At 72.2% G+C, this 18794-nt stretch carries 18 protein-coding genes; 9 read left to right on the top strand and 9 right to left on the bottom strand.

Annotation, left to right across the window (positions count from 1 at the left end; translation table 11 throughout):
• The first annotated feature begins 428 nt into the window (after nt 1-428).
• On the top strand, nt 429-1082 hold the full coding sequence (locus UWG_RS0112630; protein ID WP_016907578.1) for a hypothetical protein: 654 nt from the start codon (nt 429-431) through the stop codon (nt 1080-1082).
• A gap of 57 nt (nt 1083-1139) precedes the next feature.
• On the opposite strand, the gene UWG_RS0112625 is transcribed toward UWG_RS0112630, so the two are convergent.
• The 3 genes from UWG_RS0112625 to UWG_RS0112615 are packed head-to-tail and all read right to left on the bottom strand — an operon-like array spanning nt 1140 to nt 4273.
• A complete protein-coding gene (locus tag UWG_RS0112625; RefSeq protein WP_016907577.1) occupies nt 1140-2324 on the bottom strand; it encodes an Mrp/NBP35 family ATP-binding protein in 1185 nt (394 codons plus the stop codon).
• A 58-nt stretch (nt 2325-2382) separates the two neighbouring features.
• The gene (locus UWG_RS0112620) at nt 2383-2967 is read right to left on the bottom strand and encodes a DUF1003 domain-containing protein (RefSeq protein ID WP_016907576.1); all 585 of its coding nucleotides are present in this window, start codon (nt 2965-2967) and stop codon (nt 2383-2385) included.
• Entirely contained in the window at nt 2960-4273 is a 1314-nt protein-coding gene (locus UWG_RS0112615; protein WP_016907575.1) for a magnesium transporter MgtE N-terminal domain-containing protein, read from the bottom strand. Before UWG_RS0112615 ends, UWG_RS0112620 begins: the two co-directional genes overlap by 8 nt.
• 282 nt (nt 4274-4555) lie before the next feature.
• Here UWG_RS0112615 and UWG_RS0112610 point away from each other — a divergent pair, with 282 nt between their 5' ends.
• On the top strand, nt 4556-5233 hold the full coding sequence (locus UWG_RS0112610; protein WP_016907574.1) for a hypothetical protein: 678 nt from the start codon (nt 4556-4558) through the stop codon (nt 5231-5233).
• Between the two features lie 5 nt (nt 5234-5238).
• Here the strand turns inward: UWG_RS0112610 and UWG_RS0112605 are convergent, their stop codons facing one another.
• Together UWG_RS0112605 and UWG_RS0112600 are read right to left on the bottom strand one after the other, a co-directional pair.
• Nucleotides 5239-5781 carry a hypothetical protein gene (locus UWG_RS0112605; protein ID WP_016907573.1) on the bottom strand — a complete coding sequence of 181 codons (543 nt, stop codon included), beginning with the start codon at nt 5779-5781 and terminating at the stop codon, nt 5239-5241.
• A gap of 109 nt (nt 5782-5890) precedes the next feature.
• Nucleotides 5891-7036: a magnesium and cobalt transport protein CorA gene (locus tag UWG_RS0112600; protein ID WP_016907572.1), complete on the bottom strand. Its 1146-nt coding sequence runs from the start codon at nt 7034-7036 to the stop codon at nt 5891-5893.
• A 477-nt stretch (nt 7037-7513) separates the two neighbouring features.
• Between UWG_RS0112600 and UWG_RS0112595 the strand changes: the two genes are divergently transcribed.
• The 3 genes from UWG_RS0112595 to UWG_RS0112585 all read left to right on the top strand — a co-directional run bounded on the left by UWG_RS0112595 (nt 7514) and on the right by UWG_RS0112585 (nt 10174).
• Nucleotides 7514-8107 carry a suppressor of fused domain protein gene (locus tag UWG_RS0112595; protein ID WP_016907571.1) on the top strand — a complete coding sequence of 198 codons (594 nt, stop codon included), beginning with the start codon at nt 7514-7516 and terminating at the stop codon, nt 8105-8107.
• Between the two features lie 229 nt (nt 8108-8336).
• Entirely contained in the window at nt 8337-8912 is a 576-nt protein-coding gene (locus UWG_RS0112590) for an HAD domain-containing protein (RefSeq protein ID WP_016907570.1), read from the top strand.
• Between the two features lie 266 nt (nt 8913-9178).
• Complete coding sequence (locus tag UWG_RS0112585; RefSeq protein WP_016907569.1) at nt 9179-10174, top strand: cation diffusion facilitator family transporter; 996 nt, start codon at nt 9179-9181, stop codon at nt 10172-10174.
• An 87-nt stretch (nt 10175-10261) separates the two neighbouring features.
• Here the strand turns inward: UWG_RS0112585 and UWG_RS0112580 are convergent, their stop codons facing one another.
• Entirely contained in the window at nt 10262-11836 is a 1575-nt protein-coding gene (locus tag UWG_RS0112580; RefSeq protein WP_193386443.1) for an MFS transporter, read from the bottom strand.
• Nucleotides 11837-12406: 570 nt separating this feature from the next.
• Here UWG_RS0112580 and UWG_RS0112575 point away from each other — a divergent pair.
• From UWG_RS0112575 to UWG_RS0112565, 3 genes are all read left to right on the top strand, one after another.
• The gene (locus tag UWG_RS0112575; RefSeq protein ID WP_029391392.1) at nt 12407-13036 is read left to right on the top strand and encodes a DUF6758 family protein; all 630 of its coding nucleotides are present in this window, start codon (nt 12407-12409) and stop codon (nt 13034-13036) included.
• Nucleotides 13037-13125: 89 nt separating this feature from the next.
• Complete coding sequence (locus UWG_RS0112570; protein ID WP_016907566.1) at nt 13126-13971, top strand: PHP domain-containing protein; 846 nt, start codon at nt 13126-13128, stop codon at nt 13969-13971.
• Nucleotides 13972-14071: 100 nt separating this feature from the next.
• Nucleotides 14072-14680: a MarC family protein gene (locus tag UWG_RS0112565; RefSeq protein ID WP_029391391.1), complete on the top strand. Its 609-nt coding sequence runs from the start codon at nt 14072-14074 to the stop codon at nt 14678-14680.
• On the opposite strand, the gene UWG_RS0112560 is transcribed toward UWG_RS0112565, so the two are convergent.
• Entirely contained in the window at nt 14664-15527 is an 864-nt protein-coding gene (locus UWG_RS0112560) for an alpha/beta fold hydrolase (protein ID WP_029391390.1), read from the bottom strand. The two genes, UWG_RS0112565 and UWG_RS0112560, sit on opposite strands and share 17 nt — an antisense overlap.
• Nucleotides 15528-15631: 104 nt before the next feature.
• Entirely contained in the window at nt 15632-17311 is a 1680-nt protein-coding gene (locus UWG_RS0112555; RefSeq protein WP_016907563.1) for a DEAD/DEAH box helicase, read from the bottom strand.
• Nucleotides 17312-17712: 401 nt separating this feature from the next.
• On the opposite strand from UWG_RS0112555, the gene UWG_RS0112550 reads away from it, so the two are divergent.
• A complete protein-coding gene (locus UWG_RS0112550; protein WP_016907562.1) occupies nt 17713-18468 on the top strand; it encodes a ferritin-like fold-containing protein in 756 nt (251 codons plus the stop codon).
• Here UWG_RS0112550 and UWG_RS0112545 read toward each other — a convergent pair.
• On the bottom strand, nt 18419-18794 hold a 376-nt coding region (locus tag UWG_RS0112545; RefSeq protein WP_237720070.1), incomplete at its 5' end, for a hypothetical protein. The two genes, UWG_RS0112550 and UWG_RS0112545, sit on opposite strands and share 50 nt — an antisense overlap.

Genomic DNA, 18794 nt, shown 5'->3' with positions numbered 1-18794 from the left:
CCGCCACAGCCTCACCAAGGGCGGCACCGCTGCCGCCAGCGGCTCGTCGGTCAACGGCTCTTCCAAGGGCCCCGACCTGACCAAGGGCCCCGATCTCACCAAGGGCGAGCCCGGAAACGACCCGCCTCCGTTCGACCCGGACGCCACCTGAGGCGGCCCGCGGGATACCCCGGGCGGCGCAGGCCGGCGCGGTGTCTCGTGCGCCGATCGGACGCATGTGCCCCTTGTCCCGTTCCGCGCCGACGACCTGTGGTTTCTTCGCACTTGTCGGGCGCACTGAGGCCCATCTCACCCCCGCTGGGCGGTATCCGATCCTCGGCCATGCCCGACACGACAGACCGGTGTGGCTATCCTCCCTGTGTCCGGGGTCGCCGTTCCGAGGGGGGCAGGCTGCCCATGGCACAGGGCAATGAGGAGGCGTCACGCACATGGAGACGACGAGTCGGACGGCAGAACAAGCCGGGCCCGCCGTAGAGGGGGCGACCGACGCGCGGGCGGTCGACGGCTATCTGACGGCGGCCTTTCCGTGGTACGGCCTCGACGCGGCCTTCAACGGGCCCCGTTGGCTGATGCAGGTGGGGGAGACGGCGGACGGCACGGTCGAGCACGGTTCGACGGGACACGGCGAGGCCCCCTCGCTCCGCACGGAGGCGAACCCGGACAGCCAGCGCTTCGCGGTCGTCGTGACGGTCGCCAGTCGGCCCGTGCGCCGCAGTGCCGACGGCACGGGGGTGCTGGAGGCGACATCGGTCTCCACGGCGGCCTGGCTCGCCGGCTCCGGGCTCCTCTCGTGCACGTGGCCGAGGGAGATGGAGCTCGGCCTCCGTCAGGACTGGCTCGACCAGCAGACGGGCGTCGCCTGGGAGCTCGCCGACGACCTCGGCGGCGCCGGCTGGTCGACGCTGTCGCTGCCCGTCGACGGTGAGCCCACCGACTTCCACTACCGCGAATCCGAGTACGGCTGGGTCCTCGCGGGGCGTGCCCGTGAGGGCGTCCATCTCGGCGCCTACGGGCGGGGGATGAGCGCGTACGGCCTCGGCTTCTCCGTCGTGAAGGACATCACCGCGTACGCGCAGCAGTAGCGCGTACGCGGAGGGGCGCACCACCGGCCGGTGATGCGCCCCTCCGTGTACGTCGGGTCAGAACTTGTTGCTCGGCGTGAGCCCGAGCGACATCCCCGAGAGCCCGCGCTGGCGTTCGCCGAGCTTCTCCGCGATCTCGCCGAGTGCCTGGCCCGCGGGGGAGTCGGGGTCGGAGAGGACGACGGGCTTGCCCTCGTCGCCGCCCTCGCGCATCCGCAGGTCGATCGGGATGCCGCCGAGGACCGGAACCTCGCTGCCGGTGGTCCGCGTCAGCCCCTCGGCGACGACCGCGCCGCCGCCGGTGCCGAAGACGTCGACCATCTCGCCGCAGTGCGGGCACGGCATGCCGGACATGTTCTCGATGACGCCCACGATCTTCTGGTGCGTCTGCACCGCGATCGAGCCGGCGCGCTCCGCGACCTCGGCGGCGGCCTGCTGCGGCGTCGTCACCACGAGGATCTCGGCGTTCGGCACCAACTGCGCGACGGAGATGGCGATGTCGCCCGTGCCGGGCGGCAGGTCGAGGAGGAGGACGTCGAGGTCGCCCCAGTAGACGTCGGCGAGGAACTGCTGGAGTGCGCGGTGGAGCATCGGGCCGCGCCAGACCACCGGCGCGTTGCCCGGCGTGAACATCCCGATCGAGATCACCTTCACGCCGAACGCCGACGGCGGCATGATCATGTCCTCGACCTGGGTCGGGCGCCCGTCGGTGCCGAGCATCCTCGGGACGGAGTGGCCGTAGATGTCCGCGTCGACGACGCCGACCTTCAGCCCGTCCGCTGCGAGCTTCGCCGCGAGGTTGACCGTGACCGACGACTTGCCTACGCCGCCCTTGCCCGACGCCACGCAGTAGACCCGCGTCAACGAGCCGGGCTGCGCGAACGGCACCTCGCGCTCCGCCTTGCCGCCCCGCAGCGAGGCGGCGAGCTCCCGCCGCTGCTCGTCGCTCATGACGTCCAGCTCGACGCGTACCTCGCTGACGCCCGCCACGCCCCGGACCGCCTCGGTGACGTCGGAGGTGATGGTGTCCCGCAGCGGGCAGCCGGAGACGGTGAGGTAGATCCCGACGTCGACGGCGCCGTCGGGCTCGATGCCGATGGACTTGACCATCCCGAGGTCGGTGATCGGCCGGTGGATCTCCGGGTCGTTCACCGTGGCGAGCGCGGCGCGCACCGCCTCTTCGGACGGGGTGTTCGTCGGTGTGCCCTCCCGGACGGCGTCCGGAGGCGTGTCGGTAGCCATGCCGAAATGGTACGGCGCGCGCGGGGGCGCGCCGAAGGGCCCGGCGCAGCGGTGTCGGTCACTCGGGAGGCGGGCCCTCCGGGGGCTCGTCCTCGGTGGCGGGGCCGGGGCGCAGTTCCCTTGCAATTTCCTGCAGTTCCTGGAGTTCGGAGCGCAGCCAGTCGCGCGTCGCCACCTCGCCGAGGCCCATGCGGAGCGAGGCGATCTCGCGGGTGAGGAACTCGGTGTCGGCGATGCTGCGGTCGTTGCGCTTGCGGTCCTGCTCGAGGTTGACGCGGTCCCGGTCGTCCTGCCTGTTCTGCGCGAGGAGGATCAGCGGTGCCGCGTACGACGCCTGGAGGGAGAGCGCGAGCGTGAGGAAGATGAACGGATAGCTGTCGAAGCGCAGCTCCACGGGTGCCAGGCTGTTCCAGCCGATCCAGACCACGATGACGCCGGTCATCCAGACGAGGAACCGGCCGGTGCCGAGGAACCTCGCGATCGACTCCGAGACCCTGCCGAAGGCGTCGGGGTCGTACTCGGGAAGCAGCGGCCGCCTCGGCGCCCGGGGCACGTCGAGCCGCATCCGCGAGGGGCGCGTACCCCCGGGCGCCCGCGTCTCCTTCTGCTCCGGGCGCTCCTCGGCCCGGTACCGCTCAGCCATGTGCACCCTCCGGTTCCGCGAACCCGGCGATCCCTCCGGAGGTGGCGGACTCCCGCCAGCCCTCGGGCAGGAGGTGGTCGAGGACGTCGTCGACGGTGACGGCGCCGAGCAGGTGGCCTGCCTCGTCGACGACGGGGGCGGCGACGATGTTGTAGGTGGCCATGTATCCGGCGAGCGGCGCGAGCGGGGTGTCGGGCGAGAGCGGCCGCAGGTCGCGGTCGATGATGCCGCCGACGAGCGTGAACGGCGGTTCCCGCAGGAGCCGTTGGAAGTGGACGAGGCCGAGGTACCTGCCGGTCGGTGTCTCGTCGGGCAGCCGGCAGACGTAGACCTGCGCGGCGAGCGGCGCCGGCAGGTCCTCGTGGCGTACGCGCGCGAGCGCCTCCGCGACGCTGGCGCCCGGGCGCAGCACGATCGGCTCGGTCGTCATCAACCCGCCGGCGGTGTGCTCCTCGTAGGAGAGGAGGCGGCGGAGCGGCGCCGCGTCCTCCGGTTCCATGAGTGCCAGGAAGCGATCCTTCTCCTCCTCGGGGAGCTCGGAGAGGAGGTCGGCCGCGTCGTCGGGGTCCATCGCCTCGAGGACGTCGACGGCGCGCTCGTCGCGCAGCTTGCCGATGATCTCCACCTGGTCGTCCTCGGGGAGTTCCTCGAGGACGTCGGCGAGGCGCTCGTCGTGGAGGGCGGCGGCTACCTCGGTGCGGCGCTTCGCCGAGAGGTGGTGGAGCACGCTGGCGAGGTCGGCCGGGCGGAGACGCTCGAAGGCGGCGAGCATGTTCGCCGTCCCCTGCGCTTCTTCCTCGACTCCCAGGCCCTGTACGGCGGTCCACTCCACGGTGAGGGTCTCGCCGCCCCGGCGGCGCAGCGCTCCCCTGCCGCGTCCCTTGCGGACGAAGAGCTTCTCGATCTGCCAGTCCCTCCGCGCGGGCAACTGCCGCATTCCGACGTCGAGGACGGTCGCCCCCTCGCCCGTCTCACGCAGCGTCACCCGGCGGTCGAGGAGCTCGCCGAAGACGAGGTGCTCGTTGGGGCGCTGCTCGAAGCGGCGCATGTTGAGCACCCCCGTCGTGATCACCTGGCCCGACTCGACGCCGGTGACCCGCGTCATCGGCAGGAACACCCGCCGCCTGCTGACGACTTCGACGACGAGCCCGAGCACCCGCGGCAGCCCCTCGTCGCGCTCGGGCGAGTACCGCGAGGGGAGGAGCGCGACGGCGTCGCGGACCCGGCCCACCTGGTCCCCGACGGGGTCGAAGACGGGGATGCCGGAGAGGTGGGAGATGAAGACGCGGGAGGCCCCTGCCGCCATCGGACTCCTCCCGGTCTTGCGTGCTCGCTCCGAGGAACCGCACCTTTTGCGGTGTTCTGCCGGGGTTCAGGCTAGCGCGCCCGGACTCCTCCCGGCTGCCGGACGCTGCGCCCGCGGGTCCGGACGGCTGCCCTCCGCCGCCCTCGGCGCCCACGGGTAGGGTGCGGTTTCCGCCCCCCGAGCCCAGGAGGATGCAGCGTGACTCCACGCGCCCGCGCACGTCTGAGAGCACTCCTCGCCGGGACTGTCTGCGCGGGCCTGTCGGCTGCGCTCACCGGGTGCATGGGCGACGATCCCGACGCAGGGACCAACGGAGTCGGCAAGTTGACGGCGGCTCAGATAGAGAAGAAGGCCCGCTCCGCCGCGCGTTCGGCCGAGGCGGTCCGCCTCTCGGGCACCGTCGTCAGCAAGGGGCAGACCTACCGGCTCCAGATGCGGCTGAAGAACAGCGGGGGGCACGGCGAGGTCTCCCACAAGGGCAAGTCCTCCTTCGAGCTCCTGCGCGTCGGCAAGGACCTCTACCTCAAGGCGAACGAGGACTTCTGGGCGCGCCAGGGCAAGGGCGGCAAGGAGCCGACGAAGAACGACAGACGGGCGGCGCGCAAGCTCGTCGGCAAGTACGTCAAGGTGCCGAGCCAGGATCCCGCGTACAAGCAGTTCAGCGGGTTCACCGACATGAAGGTCCTGCTCGACGGCTTGCTGGCGCTCGACGGTTCCCGCGAGGTCGGCGACCACGGCGAGGTCGGCGGCATGAAGACGATCCGCGTCGAGGCGGGGGAGGGGAACGGCGGGACCGTCGATGTGGCGCTGCACGGCACCCCGTACCCGTTGAAGCTGCAACGCGGCGGCGACGCGGGCACGGTGCGTCTCAGCGCGTGGAACCAGAGCTTCGAGCTGAGCGCGCCGAAGAAGGAGCAGGTCGTCGACTACGGCAAGAAGATCTCCGCCGACGGGAGTTGACCCTCTCAGCTCTTCCGGCGGCGGAAGCTCTTCCGGCGGCGGAAGAGGAGTCGCGGCACGCCGGACGGCACGGGCTGCCGCGTCGTCGCCGGAGTGGGCGGCGGGGGAGCGGCGTGCGAGGAGTCGGGCATGGCGCCGGGGTGCTCCAGCGCCTCGCCTGCCGGTTCCAGTCGCAGGACGCGGCACTCGCGGGACCAGCGCTCGGTGAGCGAGCCGCTGTCCGGCGCGTTGAGGCGTTTCGGCTTGAGGTCGTCGACGGCCGCCTGCCAGGCGTCGCTCCCCGGCGTGAGTTGGACGACGCGCGCCGGCCAGACGACGAGGCGGCCGCCCTTGTCCTTGCTCCGCACGCTGACGGTCGCGGTGCCGCCGTCGACCAAGTCGAGCCCGTGCAGGGGCTGTTCCGAGCCGTCGCCGACGAGGCAGACGGCGCCCCCGTGCCACACGTGCCAGAGCGGACGCGAGGGACCTTCGGGGCCGCGGACCCACACCAGCGCCGACTTCTTCGCGGACTCCTCGATGAGCGCGTGCTCCAGCAGCGTCTCCTCCATGCCCAGCAGGCTACCGCCCGACGGCTCCCGCTGCGCGTGCGCGACCTGCGTTCCGCGCCGCCGGCTCCCGGACACGTCGCGCGGCCGGGCGAGTTGGGCCGTTGCGCGCTCAGAGCCAGCCGTTGCGCTTGAACCCGCGGTGGATGGCGACGCAGATCCCGACGATCACGGCCATCACCGTCGGATAGCCGTACTCCCAGTGGGTCTCGGGCATGACGTCGAAGTTCATGCCGTAGACGCCGGCGATCATCGTGGGCACGGCGAAGATCGCCGCCCAGGAGGTGATCTTCCGCATGTCCTCGGACTGGGCGACCGTGGCCTGCGCGAGGTTGGCCTGGAGGATCGAGTTGAGCAGCTCATCGAAGCCGAGCACCTGCTCGTTGACGCGGGCGAGGTGGTCGGCGACGTCGCGGAAGTACTTCTGGACCTCGGGGTCGATCAGCCGCAGGGGGCGCTCGCTCAGCAGCTCCATCGGGCGCAGCAGCGGGCCGACCGCGCGCTTGAACTCCAGTACCTCGCGCTTGAGTTGGTAGATCCGGCCGGACTCGCCGCCCCGCCTGCGCCCCGCCACGCGGTCGGTCTGCTGCGCGAAGACCTGGTTCTCCACCTCGTCGATGTCGACCTGGACCGCGTCAGCGACCGCGAGGTACCCGTCGACGGTCTGGTCGGCGATGGCGTGGAGCACGGCGGAGGGGCCGCGGGAGAGCAGTTCCGGGTCGTCCTCCAGGCGGTGGCGGAGCGCCCGCAGGGAGCCCTGGCCGCCGTGCCGGACGGTGATGATGTAGTCCCGACCGGTGAAGCACATCACCTCGCCGCTCTCCACCACGGCCGCCGCCTGCTCCGGCTGGTCGGGGTGCTCGGTGTAGTGGAGGGTCTTCAGGACGGTGAAGATGCTCTCGTCGTACCTCTCCACCTTGGGGCGCTGGTGGGCGTGGACGGCGTCCTCGACGGCGAGCGGATGCAGTCCGTACTCCTGCGCGATGCCGGCGAACTCGCGCTCCGTCGGCTCGTGCAGCCCGATCCAGACGAACTCGCGTGTGGCGCCGTCCCCTTCGGAGCTCCGCGTGCTGCGCCCGCGCACCCGGCGGAGCGCCTCGGCCGGGCTCAGCCGCGCCGTGCCGCGGCGCCCGTCCCGGTAGACGGCGCAGTCGACGACGGCGCTCGCCGCCTCGGCCCGGTCCTCCGTCTCGCCGCTGCGCGCGCCCTTGCGGAGGGAGGGGCGTACCGCGGCGCGCAGCTCTCGGATCATCGACATGCGGGGCTCCTTCACGGTGCCGTACCGCCGCGGGCCGTGCGCGGACGCGGAGGCCCTCGGCCCCCGGGCGACGCTGCGGCGAGAGGGGAGGGCGGGCGCCTGGCGCAGCAGGTGACGGCGTGCGCTGGCGGACATACTTGCGTGGTACGGGAGTTCAGAGGCGGAGCGCTCTGCCGCGGCAGGTTCCGGAGGAACCGGAAAGAATGTGCCTGCGGAGGTTTCGCCGGGCGGCCCGAGGGCAGCACTGGTGGGCAGGGGCCTCAGCTGTGGGCACCGCGCGCGGAAGAGCGGCTGGTACTGCACGGTCGACTGGGATCCATGTCGGTACCACCTCCTCCGGTCGGTCCCCCTCGGGGGAGAGCCCGCTCGTACGCCTTGACCGGCCGTCAACGGTAGCACCGAATCACCCTCCCGATGACCGAACTCCTTGCTGTGCCCGCTTCTTCGTGCCCGTGCGCGGCACCGTAGGCTCGTCGCATGTCGGACGTTCTGCACCAGGTCGAGACGAAGCTCAGCGAGGCGCTGGGGGAGCCCGACGCGCGGGCCGCCCTCACCTTCGTCGGCACCGAGCGCATCGAGGTGCTGCGGTTCCTCGACCCCGGCGAAGGGCTCGTCCGGTACGCGACGCTGGGCATGTCGGCGGCGCCGATGACCGACCCGTCCGCGATCGTCGCCGAGCCCGAGCGGGGGCCGCGCGCCGAGCTGCTGCTCTCCGTCCGGGCGGGGATCTCCGACACGGACAAGGTGCTGCGGCCGCTCGCGGTGCTCGCCGCCTCGCCGCAGGTCGAGGGCGTGATCGTGGCGCCGGGCGCTTCGCTGGACGTCGGGGAGCCGCTGTGGCCCGGGGCGCCGTTCACCTCCGTACTCGTGGCCGAAGCCGGCGGTCTCGTAGCGGACTTGGAGCTCGGTGCGCCGCGGGAGCCGGTGCGCTTCCTGCCGCTCCTGCCGATGACGGCCAACGAGGCGGCCTGGAAGCGGGTGCACGGCGCGGAGGCGCTCCAGGAGCGCTGGCTGCGGCACGGCACCGACCTGCGGGACCCGCAGCGGCCGGCGGTCCCACTGGAGGACTGACGGGGCTCCCGTCGGGCGCGGCGGACCGGGGGGCGGCCGTCCCGGGCGAGTCGCCACGACATCGACCGGCGCCGGCCGTGCCCACCGCGCAGCCCCTCGCCGGTGCGCGCGGGCGTCCGCGTGCTGCGCCGGCGGCGGCGCAGTCGTCGACGCGGCCGCGCACCGCACCCGCCCGTCCGGTCGGGGCAGCGAGGAACACCTCTGCGACGGGCTTGGGTTACGCTCGGCCGTGGCCAGAGCGGAGCCCTCCCGTCACGGCGGGGCGCACCCCGAGGACGAGGACGCGATGACTCCCCCACGGTTACTGGCGCTGATCGACGTCGACGGCGTGCTCAACCCCTACGGCGCGCCCGCCTGCCCGCCCGGGTACACGGAGCACGAGCTCTTCGAAGGGGAGCAGGTCAGGGTCGACCCGACGCACGGCGCGCTGCTCCGCCGGCTGGTTCCGCACTTCGACCTGGTGTGGGCGACGGGTTGGGAACAGGACGCCAACCGGCTGCTGGCTCCGCTGCTGGGCCTTCCCGAACTACCGCTCGTCGAGTTCCCGCCGCATCCCGGGCGGAACTACGACAAGTTCCCCGAGGTCGCGCGCGCCGTCGGTGACCGTCCGGCGGCCTGGCTCGACGACCTGCACAGCGAGGCGGCGTGCACGTGGGCGGCCGGACGTCGCGAGCCCACGCGGCTGGTCCCCGTCGACCCCGGGGTCGGGCTCCTGGAGGAGCACATCGACGAGATGCTGCGCTTCGCCCGGGAGTTCGGCACCGCGGTACGCGGACGCTCGGGTTCCGCGGCGTCGCCTGAGTGAACCGATTCCACGGCGCCTCGTCGGCGAGGTCGGGGGAGCACAGCAGGCGAACCGACGAATCGGCCGGCGTTGGCTTTTTCCCGGAGTGCGGCGTGAGCGTTTCCGGTCGTGCGTGATCGGATTTCGCCGTGCCGCCGGGAGACGCGCAAAAATGATTCTCTCCGAAGAACGAGGCTCTTGATAACCGTATCCGTTGCAGCCTTTGCTGTTTCTTCGGCCGTGCGCTTGACTTTCCCCGTCCAGTTCGCGGAGGGATGGGAAATCAAATGAGGCGGGGGCACAGGCACGAGGGGCATGAGCACGACGGACACCATCACGGAGTCGCGGAGGGAGCCGACCGTCGCTGGCTTTCCGCCGCTCTCGCGCTGATCGTCGTCTTCATGGCGGTGGAGGTCGTTGTCGCCTTCGCGGCCCAGTCGATGGCGCTGCTTTCCGACGCGGCCCACATGCTCTCCGACGCCGCGGCGATCGCACTGGCCCTGCTGGCAGTGAAATTGGCAGGACTGCCTGTCCGGGGGCGGTACACGTACGGGCTGAAGCGGGCGGAGATCCTCTCGGCGCTCGCCAACGGCCTCACGCTCCTCCTGCTCTCCGTCTGGCTGGCGTACGAGAGCGTGGCGAGGCTGCTCGACCCGCCCGAGGTCGGTGGCGCCATGGTGCTGGTGACGGCGCTGGTGGGCGTGGCGGTGAACGTCGCCGCCGTGTGGTGCATGTCCAAGGCCAACCGCTCCTCGCTCAACGTCGAAGGTGCTTTCCAGCACATCCTCACCGACCTCTACGGCTTCATCGCCACTGCGGTCTCCGGCGCTGTCGTGATGTTGACGGGCTTCGCCGAGGCGGACGCCCTCGCCTCGCTCGTCGTCGTGGTGCTCATGGTCAGGTCCGGGCTCTCGCTCGTCCGTGCCTCCGGACGGATCTTCCTGGAGGGCGCTCCTCCCGGCGTGGAGCCCGACGACGTCGGCCGGAGCATGGTCGGTCACGAAGGCGTCGTGGAAGTCCACGACCTGCACGTCTGGGAGCTCACCTCGGGCGACGTCCTCTTCTCCGCACACGTCCTCGTGGAGCAGGGAGGCGACTGCCACGCCGTACGCAGAACGCTCCAAGCCCAACTGCGGGACGAGTACGGGATCAAGCACGCGACTCTCGACGTCGACCACGTACGCGAACCGCCGGCGGACGGCCCCGCTCGGGAAGGGACGGCCGTCGGGCACTGCGAGGACGCGCACGGGGAGTCGCGCTTCAGCGAGCCCCGCGCCCTGTGAGAGGCGGGATCGGGAGGACGCGGGCGGGGTCGTCGCCGGCGGGCTGCACGGCGGCCGGGTCCCGGGGAGGGGCCGCCGTGCTCGTCGTCAGGCCGGCTCCGCCTCCGGCGTGTCCTCGCTCCTGTCCTTCTCCGGGGCGCCGTTGAGGAGGTCCTTCCGGCGGACCAGCGCGAGGGCGATGGCCGCCGTGCCCACGCAGATCAGCGCGGCCCAGAGCATCACGCTCGCGGCGCCTGCGGCGATGGCGGACTCCAGCGTGCGGCGCACCTGCGCGGTGGCCTCGCCGGGCACGTGCTCCAGGGCGCGGGTGATGTCCCCCTGTGCGGCGGCGGAGACGACGGGCTCGTGGTCGCCGTAGTCCAACCGCGGTTCGCTGCGGGCCCGATCGGAGACCCGGGTCCGGAAGAGCAGGCCGAAGACGGCGGCACCGATGCCGGCCCCGAACATGAAGAGGCTGTTGATCGCGCCGGACGCCATGCCGGCCCGCTCCTTCGGCACCACGTTCACCGCGAGGGACATGGACGGGCTGCCGGCGAGCCCGCCGCCGACGCCCCACAGCAGCAGCCCCGGCAGGGCGAGCCAGATGCTGTTGTCCCGGTTGAACGCCCAGGACATGGCGAGGCCGCCGATCGCCAGGACGCCGAAGCCGACCGCGATGATGTGGGACGGCGAGTACTTCGCCTGCAACTTCCCTGCGACCAGCCCCATACCGAGCTGCGGGCCGAAGATCGCCATCATGAACAGGCCCGTCTGCAACGGACTCAGACCCCGACTGCTCTGGAAGTACAGGATGTAGTACACCGAGCCGCCGACCGTGGCGAAGCGGGAGAAGAAGGAGATCAGCGTCGCCGCGACGAAGGTCGGCACCTTGAAGAGCGTCAGGTCCAGCGTGGGAGTCGCCGTCCTCCGCTCCAGGAGGACGAAGCCGAGGAGCAGGAACGCGGAGAGCACGAGCTGGACGACGGTGATCGGGCTGCTCCAGCCCTGGTCCTCGCCGCGGGTGAGGGCGAAGTTGATCAGGCCGAGGGTGACGACGAGGAGGCCGGCCCCCGTCCAGTCGATGCGCGCGGCGCTCCCGTTCCGGGCGTCGGCGGGCAGCCGGTTGCGGCACAGTACGAGCGCGGCCACGCCGATCGGCACGTTGATCAGGAAGAGGTAGCGCCACTCCGTCAGGTCGACGAGCAGTCCGCCGATGACAGGGGCGACGGCACCGCAGGCACCGAGGGTGGTGCCCCAGACGGCGATCGCCATGTTCCGGCTCTGGCCGTCGAATACCTGGGCGATCAGCGGCATCGCGTTGGCCAGCACGAAGGCGGCTCCCACCCCCTGCACGCAGCGTGCGGCGTCGAGGAACAGGGCGTCGGGCGCGATGCCGCACGCCAGCGAGGCGAGCGTGAAGAGCGTAATTCCGCTCATGAACATCGACTTGCGACCCAGCCGGTCCGAAAGGGAGCCGGCCGTCTGCTGGAAGGCGCCGAAGGTGACGGTGTAGCCGATGATCACCCACTGGAGAGCGGAGAGTGACCCTCCCAGGTCGGATTGGATCTCCGGCAGGGCGACGGAGACGATTGTGACATCGATTACCAGCAAGGCCGAAGCAATTACGGTGATAACGAGAACGATCCGCGCCTCGCGGCTCGCTTTGGTATTCGTGCCACTCACGACAACCTCTTCCGGTGATGAACGGCGACCGGTTACAAGCCGTGCCGAGCGCAATGGGAATGGTTTCCGAAGCCGTTTCCGTGCGCTGTCGCCGACCTCGGGTAAGGGTCACCTTACCGACGTGATTCGCCGTAAGTCCACCGTGTCGTAGGAGAGTTGGTGACGGTTGCCGCCCATGGGTACTTCCGCTTCGATCGGACGGCGAGTCCGGAGCCTTGACGACGATTTTTCCGTCGACGGACAGCGGAACCGCCTGCAGCGGAAGAAATGCTTCGGGCGCCGTGCAAGGCGAAGGTTGCTCCGCCCGTCGGCGCAGGAGCTCGGACGGACCTGTGGCGCCCTCTCTTCCACGTGGGCGACGTTCCCGGCCGGCCCGGTCGACACGTGCGCCCGTCGGCCGACTCCCCTGCGGTGCCGTCGGGCACGTGTCGGCCGATGAGCCCCAACTCCCGTGCCCAGCACCGCACATCGGCTCCCCGCCGACGGCCGCATACCACAACGCCCGTAGCCCGGCAGAGGTGCAGGTGATCTCCTTGACGCAGTGCCGACCCCGGAGGACCGTTATGGCCCATGAGGGGCGAACCCAGTTGCCCGAAGTGCGGAAGCCGGGTGCGGGCGCCCGGCCTCTTCGCCGACACCTGGCAGTGCGAAGCCCACGGCAGCGTGCATCCGCTGCAACCCGTCGTCCCGCCGAGCGTCGAGGCGCTCGCGGTGGCGGTCGAGCGTGCGCGCGTGCCCGTCTGGATGCCCTGGCCGCTGCCGGTCGGCTGGCTCTTCACGGGCGTCGCCACCGCGGGCGACGACCACAGCGGCGCCCGGGGGACGGCCGTCGCCTGCTCGGGCCCCGGGCCCCTCGGAGGCACGGCCGAACTCCTCTTCGTCGCCGAGGAGTTGGACGTCGGCCTGGGCGCCGGCTACGCGGGCGTCCCCGTCCCCGAGGCGGAGGAAGGCGACGACGGTCCAGCACCCGGCGCGGTACTGGCGGCGGGACGGCCGGCGCTGCTGCGGCACCTGCCGCAGGCGCCCGACGACCGCGCCGTCTTCGCGGGCGAGGCACAGGGGCTGTGGCTGTGGGCGATCGCCTGGCCGGAACGCTCGGGACTGCTCGTCCACGACGAACTGGTGCTCACCGACCTGAGGGAAGCCGGCGCCGAGGTCGGCCTGCTGCCCTGCGGCGCGCTCTCGCCCCGGCTCCTCTAGGCGGCGGCACCCTCGGTGTCCGGGCGGAGTCGGCGGCGCACTAGGCTGGTGGCAAGTTCCCGTCCCGTCAGCACCGTTGGAGCCGCACCGTGCGTATCGACCTGCACACGCACTCCACCGCGAGCGACGGCACGGACACCCCCGCCGGACTCGTCGCGGGGGCCGCGGCCGCCGGGCTCGACGTCGTCGCGCTCACCGACCACGACACCGTCGCCGGGCACGAAGAGGCCGCCGCCGCGCTCCCCGAGGGGCTCACCCTCGTGCCGGGCGCCGAGATCTCCTGCCGTCTCGGCGCAATCAGCCTGCACCTGCTCGCCTACCTCTTCGACCCGGACGAGCCGCAGTTCGCCCGCGCCCGGGCACTCGTCCGCGACGACCGCGTCCCGCGTGCCCAAGGCATGGTCGCCAAGCTCCAGGAACTCGGCGTGCCGCTCGCCTGGGACCGGGTCGCCGAGATCGCGGGCGACGGCAGCGTCGGGCGCCCGCACATCGCCACCGCCATGGTGGAACTCGGCGTCGTCGAGACCGTCTCCGACGCCTTCACGCCCGAGTGGCTCGCCAACGACGGGCGCGCGTACGTCGGCAAGTACGAACTCGACCCCTTCGAGGCCGTCCGGCTCGTCAAGGGCGCGGGCGGCGTCTCCGTCCTCGCGCACCCGCTCGCGGCGGTGCGCGGGCAGTGCGTCTCCGAAGAGGCCATAGCCGAACTGGCGGCGGCGGGTCTCGACGGCCTGGAGGCCGACCACGCCGACCACCCGCCAGGGACGCGCGCCCGACTCCACGCCCTCGCGGGCGAGTCGGGCCTCCTCGCCACCGGGTCCAGCGACTACCACGGCAGCCGCAAGACGGTCCGCCTCGGCGAGTTCGAGACCGCGCCCGACGTCTATGCCGAGATCGCCGCGCGAGGCTCAGGAACCGCGCCCGTCTCCGGCTGACCGCTCCCTCTCGCGCGCCGCCGGCGCGCGCGGGTGCACGCGCCGCGTCACCCGTGATCCACCCGGATCGCTCGATCCGCTCACCCTGCAAGGCACCACCGTGTTCGACTTCGCCCTCTTCGGGTCCGTCTTTGTCACCCTTTTCGTGATCATGGACCCGCCCGGGACCACCCCGATCTTCCTCGCCCTCACCTCGGGACGCCCCGTCAAGGTGCAGCGCCGCCTCGCGTTGCAGGCGGCCTCCGTCGCCTTCGGCGTCATCGTGCTCTTCGGGATCTGCGGCCGGCAGATCCTCGGATACCTGCACGTCTCGATCCCGGCGCTGATGGTCGCGGGCGGGTTGCTGCTCCTCCTCGTCGCGCTCGACCTCCTCACCGGCAAGACCGACGAGCCGAAGCAGACGAAGGAGGTGAACGTCGCCCTCGTCCCCCTCGGCATGCCGCTCCTCGCCGGGCCCGGTGCGATCGTCTCGGTCATCCTCGCGGTGCAGCGGGCCGAGGGATGGGGCGGGCAGCTCTCCGTCTGGTCGGCGATCGTCGCCATCCACCTCGTGCTCTGGCTGGTGATGCGGTACTCGCTGCTGATCATCCGCGTCATCAAGGACGGCGGCGTGGTGCTCGTCACCCGGCTCTCCGGGATGCTCCTCTCCGCCATCGCCGTGCAGCAGATCGCCAACGGCGTCACGCGGTTCGTCAACGGCGAGGGCTGACCGCGACGTCCGACCAGAAGGCGGCCAGCGCGCGGGCCGTCTCGCGGGGGCGCTCCGCGTTCGGCGAGTGCGCCGTCCCCGCGACGACGGTCCGACGGGCAGCGAGCCGCTCGGCCATCGCGTCCATCCAGGGGACGGGCCAGACCTCGTCCTCCTCGCCCGAGAGCACATGGAGCGGCAGCCCGACCGCGGCGAGCTCCGCCGTGCGGTCCGGTTCGTCGCGCAACTGCCGTGCCGTGGCGACGAGTTGCTGCGGCACGGTGGCGAGCCAGCGCCGACGCAGGAACTCGGCGGTCCGAGGCGGCGTCTCCGTGGACGGCGCCTCGGTCGGGTCGAGCCGACCCATCGCGGCCCACACCTCGGCCATGCCGAGCGCCGGCAGCGCTTCCAGGAGCAGGCCGATCCGGTCCTGCTGCGCGGCGCACACGGCCCCCGGCCCGCTGCTCACCAGCGTCAGCGAGCGGAAGGGAGCGGCGTCCGCCAGGACGGCGGCACGGCAGACCAGCCCGCCCAGCGAGTGCCCCAGCAGATGCACGGGGCTGCCGACCGCCTCCGCGACGGCGTGGACGTCGCGCGCCAACTCGCCCTGCGCGTACGCCGCCTCCTCGTCGGGGCCCGGCGTCTCGTACTGCCCGCGCTGGTCGAGCGCGACGACACGCAGCCCCGCGTCGGCGAGGGGCGCCAGCAGCCCGAGGAAGTCCTCCTTGCTGCCGGTGAACCCCGGCACCAGGAGCGCGGTGCCGAGCCGCGGCCGCCCGGCGGCCGACACGGCGAACTCCCCGCGCCGAGTGCCGAGACGGAACGACTCGGCGCCAGGGGGGAGTTCGAGGAAAGGGGGCCTGCTCATGCCCGGGACGCTACCCGCTCGGTGACCGGACGCGCACACGGGGTGCGCACGATCCGTGCACACCCCTTGCGAGCGGGCGACGGGCCGGAGCCCGACCCCGTACGTCAGCTTTCGGCGTTCTGCGCCCGTCCCGCACCGCCCCGGGTGCGCCGGCGCCTGCGGGGCTTCCGCGGCTGGCCCTCGGACGACGCGTCCGAGGCGGCTTCGGTGCTCTGGCCGGCGGAGGCGTTGGGTGCGGAGGCCGCGGAGTCGGAACCCGCCGCCGCGGGGCGCTGGCCGCCGCGCGTGCGCCGCCTGCGCCGGGGGGCGCGGGCCTGCGTGCTCTCGCCGGAGCCCTCGCTCTCGGCAGCGGCCTCCCCGCCCTCGTCGACCTGCACGCCGCCGCGGGTGCGGCGGCGCTGCCGCGTCCGCGTGCGGGCGGGACGCTGCTCCTCCTGCTTCTTGGCGCTCTTGCCGTGCGTGGTCTCGCCGAGGTCCTCGACCTGCTCGGCCGAGAGTCCGGCGCGGGTGCGCTCGGTCCGCGGCAGTATGCCCTTGATCCCCTCGGGGATGCCGAGCTCGGTGTAGAGGTGCGCCGAGGTGGAGTACGTCTCCTCGGGGTCGTTGAAGTCGAGCTCCAGCGCCTTGTTGATCAGTTGCCAGCGGGGGATGTCGTCCCAGTCGACGAGGGTGACGGCCGTACCCGAGGCGCCCGCGCGGCCGGTGCGGCCGATGCGGTGCAGGTAGGTCTTCTCGTCGTCGGGGGACTGGTAGTTGATCACGTGCGTGACGCCGTCCACGTCGATGCCGCGGGCCGCGACGTCGGTGCAGACGAGCACGTCGACCTTGCCGTTGCGGAAGGCGCGGAGCGCCTGCTCCCTGGCGCCCTGCCCGAGGTCGCCGTGGACGGCGCCGGACGCGAAGCCGCGCCGGGTGAGCTGTTCCGCGACGTCGGCCGCGGTGCGCTTGGTGCGGCAGAAGATCATCGCGAGCCCGCGGCCGTCGGCCTGGAGGATGCGCGAGACCATCTCGACCTTGTCGAGCGAGTGCGCACGGAAGACGTGCTGCTCGGTGTTGGCGACGGTCTTGCCGACGTCGTCCGGCTCGGCGGCGCTGATGTGCGTCGGCTGGCTCATGTAGCGGCGGGCGAGCGAGACGACCTGCCCCGGCATCGTCGCCGAGAAGAGCATCGTCTGCCGCCGCGTCGGCAGCATCTCGATGATCCGCTCGACGTCGGGGAGGAACCCGAGGTCGAGCATTTCGTCGGCCTCGTCGAGGACGAGCGCGCGCACCTCGGAGAGGCGCAGCTTCCGCTGCCCGGCGAGGTCGAGCAGTCGCCCGGGGGTGCCGACGACGATGTCGACGCCCTTCTGGAGCGCCTCGACCTGCGGCTCGTAGGCCCGGCCGCCGTAGATCGGGACGACCCGGACGTCGCGCGCCTTGCCCGCGGTGAGGAGGTCGTTGGTGACCTGGGTGCACAGCTCGCGGGTGGGCACGACCACGAGCGCCTGCGGCGCGTCGGACAGCTTCTCCGCTGCGACGCGGCCGGACTCGACATCGGCGGGGACGGAGACGGCCTCCAGCAGCGGCAGCCCGAACCCGAGCGTCTTGCCCGTGCCGGTCTTCGCCTGGCCGATGACGTCCTTGCCGGCGAGCGCGACGGGGAGCGTCATCTCCTGGATGGGGAACGGTGTGGTGATGCCGACGGCCTCGAGGGCCTCGGCCGACTCGGGAAGGATTCCGAGATCGCGAAAGGTGGCGGACAGGATGGTTGCCTCTTCTGTGTGACGCGCGGGACGGGGCACGTGGGGCGGTTCCCTGTGGAGCGGGAGGAGGGTCGTTACCGCACATCGGCTGCCGTACGCGTACGGTCTGTCGGTGCGGGACCACTGGCCCCCTCGCTCAGGCGCCCTTCCCGCGCGAGCGGTCCCTCCATCGCGGTCCGCGCGGGGAGCGCGAGCCAGCGGAGGGCTGTCAGGTCGGAGCCGATCGTGCCACCGACCGGGCATCCGCGTTCGTAAGGAAGCTCACCGATACGGCGAGCCGTATATCACTGTACCGCGAATCCGCGCATGTGTACCGGGGCGACTGTTGTGTACGACGCCGGCCGTGTGCACGGTGGCCGCGCTGCCGGGTGGCTCGGCCCGGAACTGCGGGGCGGCGGCCGGGGGTTCGGCGCCCGGGGCGTCGGGCTATCGTGCGCGGTATGGAGACGTCCGACAAGACCACCGCAGAGCACTCCGCGGCTGCTGCGGAACCCGCGCCCACCGGCATCGCCGCCCAGGACTGGGCGAGCGCCTCCGCAGAACCGACGTACCGCGCGGCCGTGATCGACCTGCTCGGCGCCCTCGCCTACGGTGAGCTCGCCGCCTTCGAGCGTCTCGCCGAGGACGCCAAACTCGCCCCCTCGCTCGGGGACAAGGCGGCACTCGCGTCGATGGCCTCGGCCGAGTTCCACCACTTCGACCAGCTCAAGCAGCGCCTGGCGGCGATCGACGCGGAGCCGACGGCGGCGATGGAGCCCTTCGCCGCCGCGCTCGACGAGTTCCACCGGCAGACGGCGCCCTCGGACTGGCTGGAGGGCCTCATCAAGGCGTACGTCGGCGACTCCATCGCCAGCGACTTCTACCGCGAGGTCGCCGCGCGCCTCGACTCCGACACCCGCGCCCTCGTCCTCTCCGTCCTCGACGACACGGGTCACTCCAGCTTCGCCGTCGAGAAGGTGCGTGCCGCGATCGAGGCCGACCCGCGGGTGGGCGGGCGCCTCGCGCTCTGGGCCCGGCGGCTCATGGGCGAGGCGCTCTCGCAGGCGCAGCGGGTGGTCGCCGAGCGGGACGCGCTCTCCACCATGCTCGTCGGCGGGATCGCCGACGGCTTCGACCTCGCCGAGGTCGGGCGGATGTTCTCGCGGATCACCGAGGCCCATACGAAGCGGATGGCTGCGCTGGGCCTGGCTGCCTGAGCGGCTGCCGCCGCGCCGGGCGCCTGCCGCCCTGCCCGTCGCTCAGCAGCAGCGAGAGCAGCGCCGCGCAGACGCCGAGCGCGGCCACCAGCACGGACGGCGTGTGTCCGGAGCCGAGCACGATCCTGGTGATCAGGCCGCCGAGGAGGCCGGAGACGCCGCCCGTCGCGAGGACGAGCGCCGGCCGCGGCAGATGCGTCGGGAACCTGCGCAGCGCCGCACAGGCGACTGCTGCTCCGAGCAGTGCGGAGCCGAGTGCCTCCCAGAACATGTGGAGCCTCCCCGGGGAACTGCGTGCTGTCAGGTCGCCCGGGTCCTCCCCGTGC

Origin of the sequence: Streptomyces xiaopingdaonensis (assembly GCF_000262345.1) — a bacterium.
Classification (GTDB): Bacteria; Actinomycetota; Actinomycetes; order Streptomycetales; family Streptomycetaceae; genus Streptomyces; species Streptomyces xiaopingdaonensis.
Note: the sequence above shows the minus strand (reverse complement) of the source record. Positions and strands in the feature narration are given on the sequence as shown.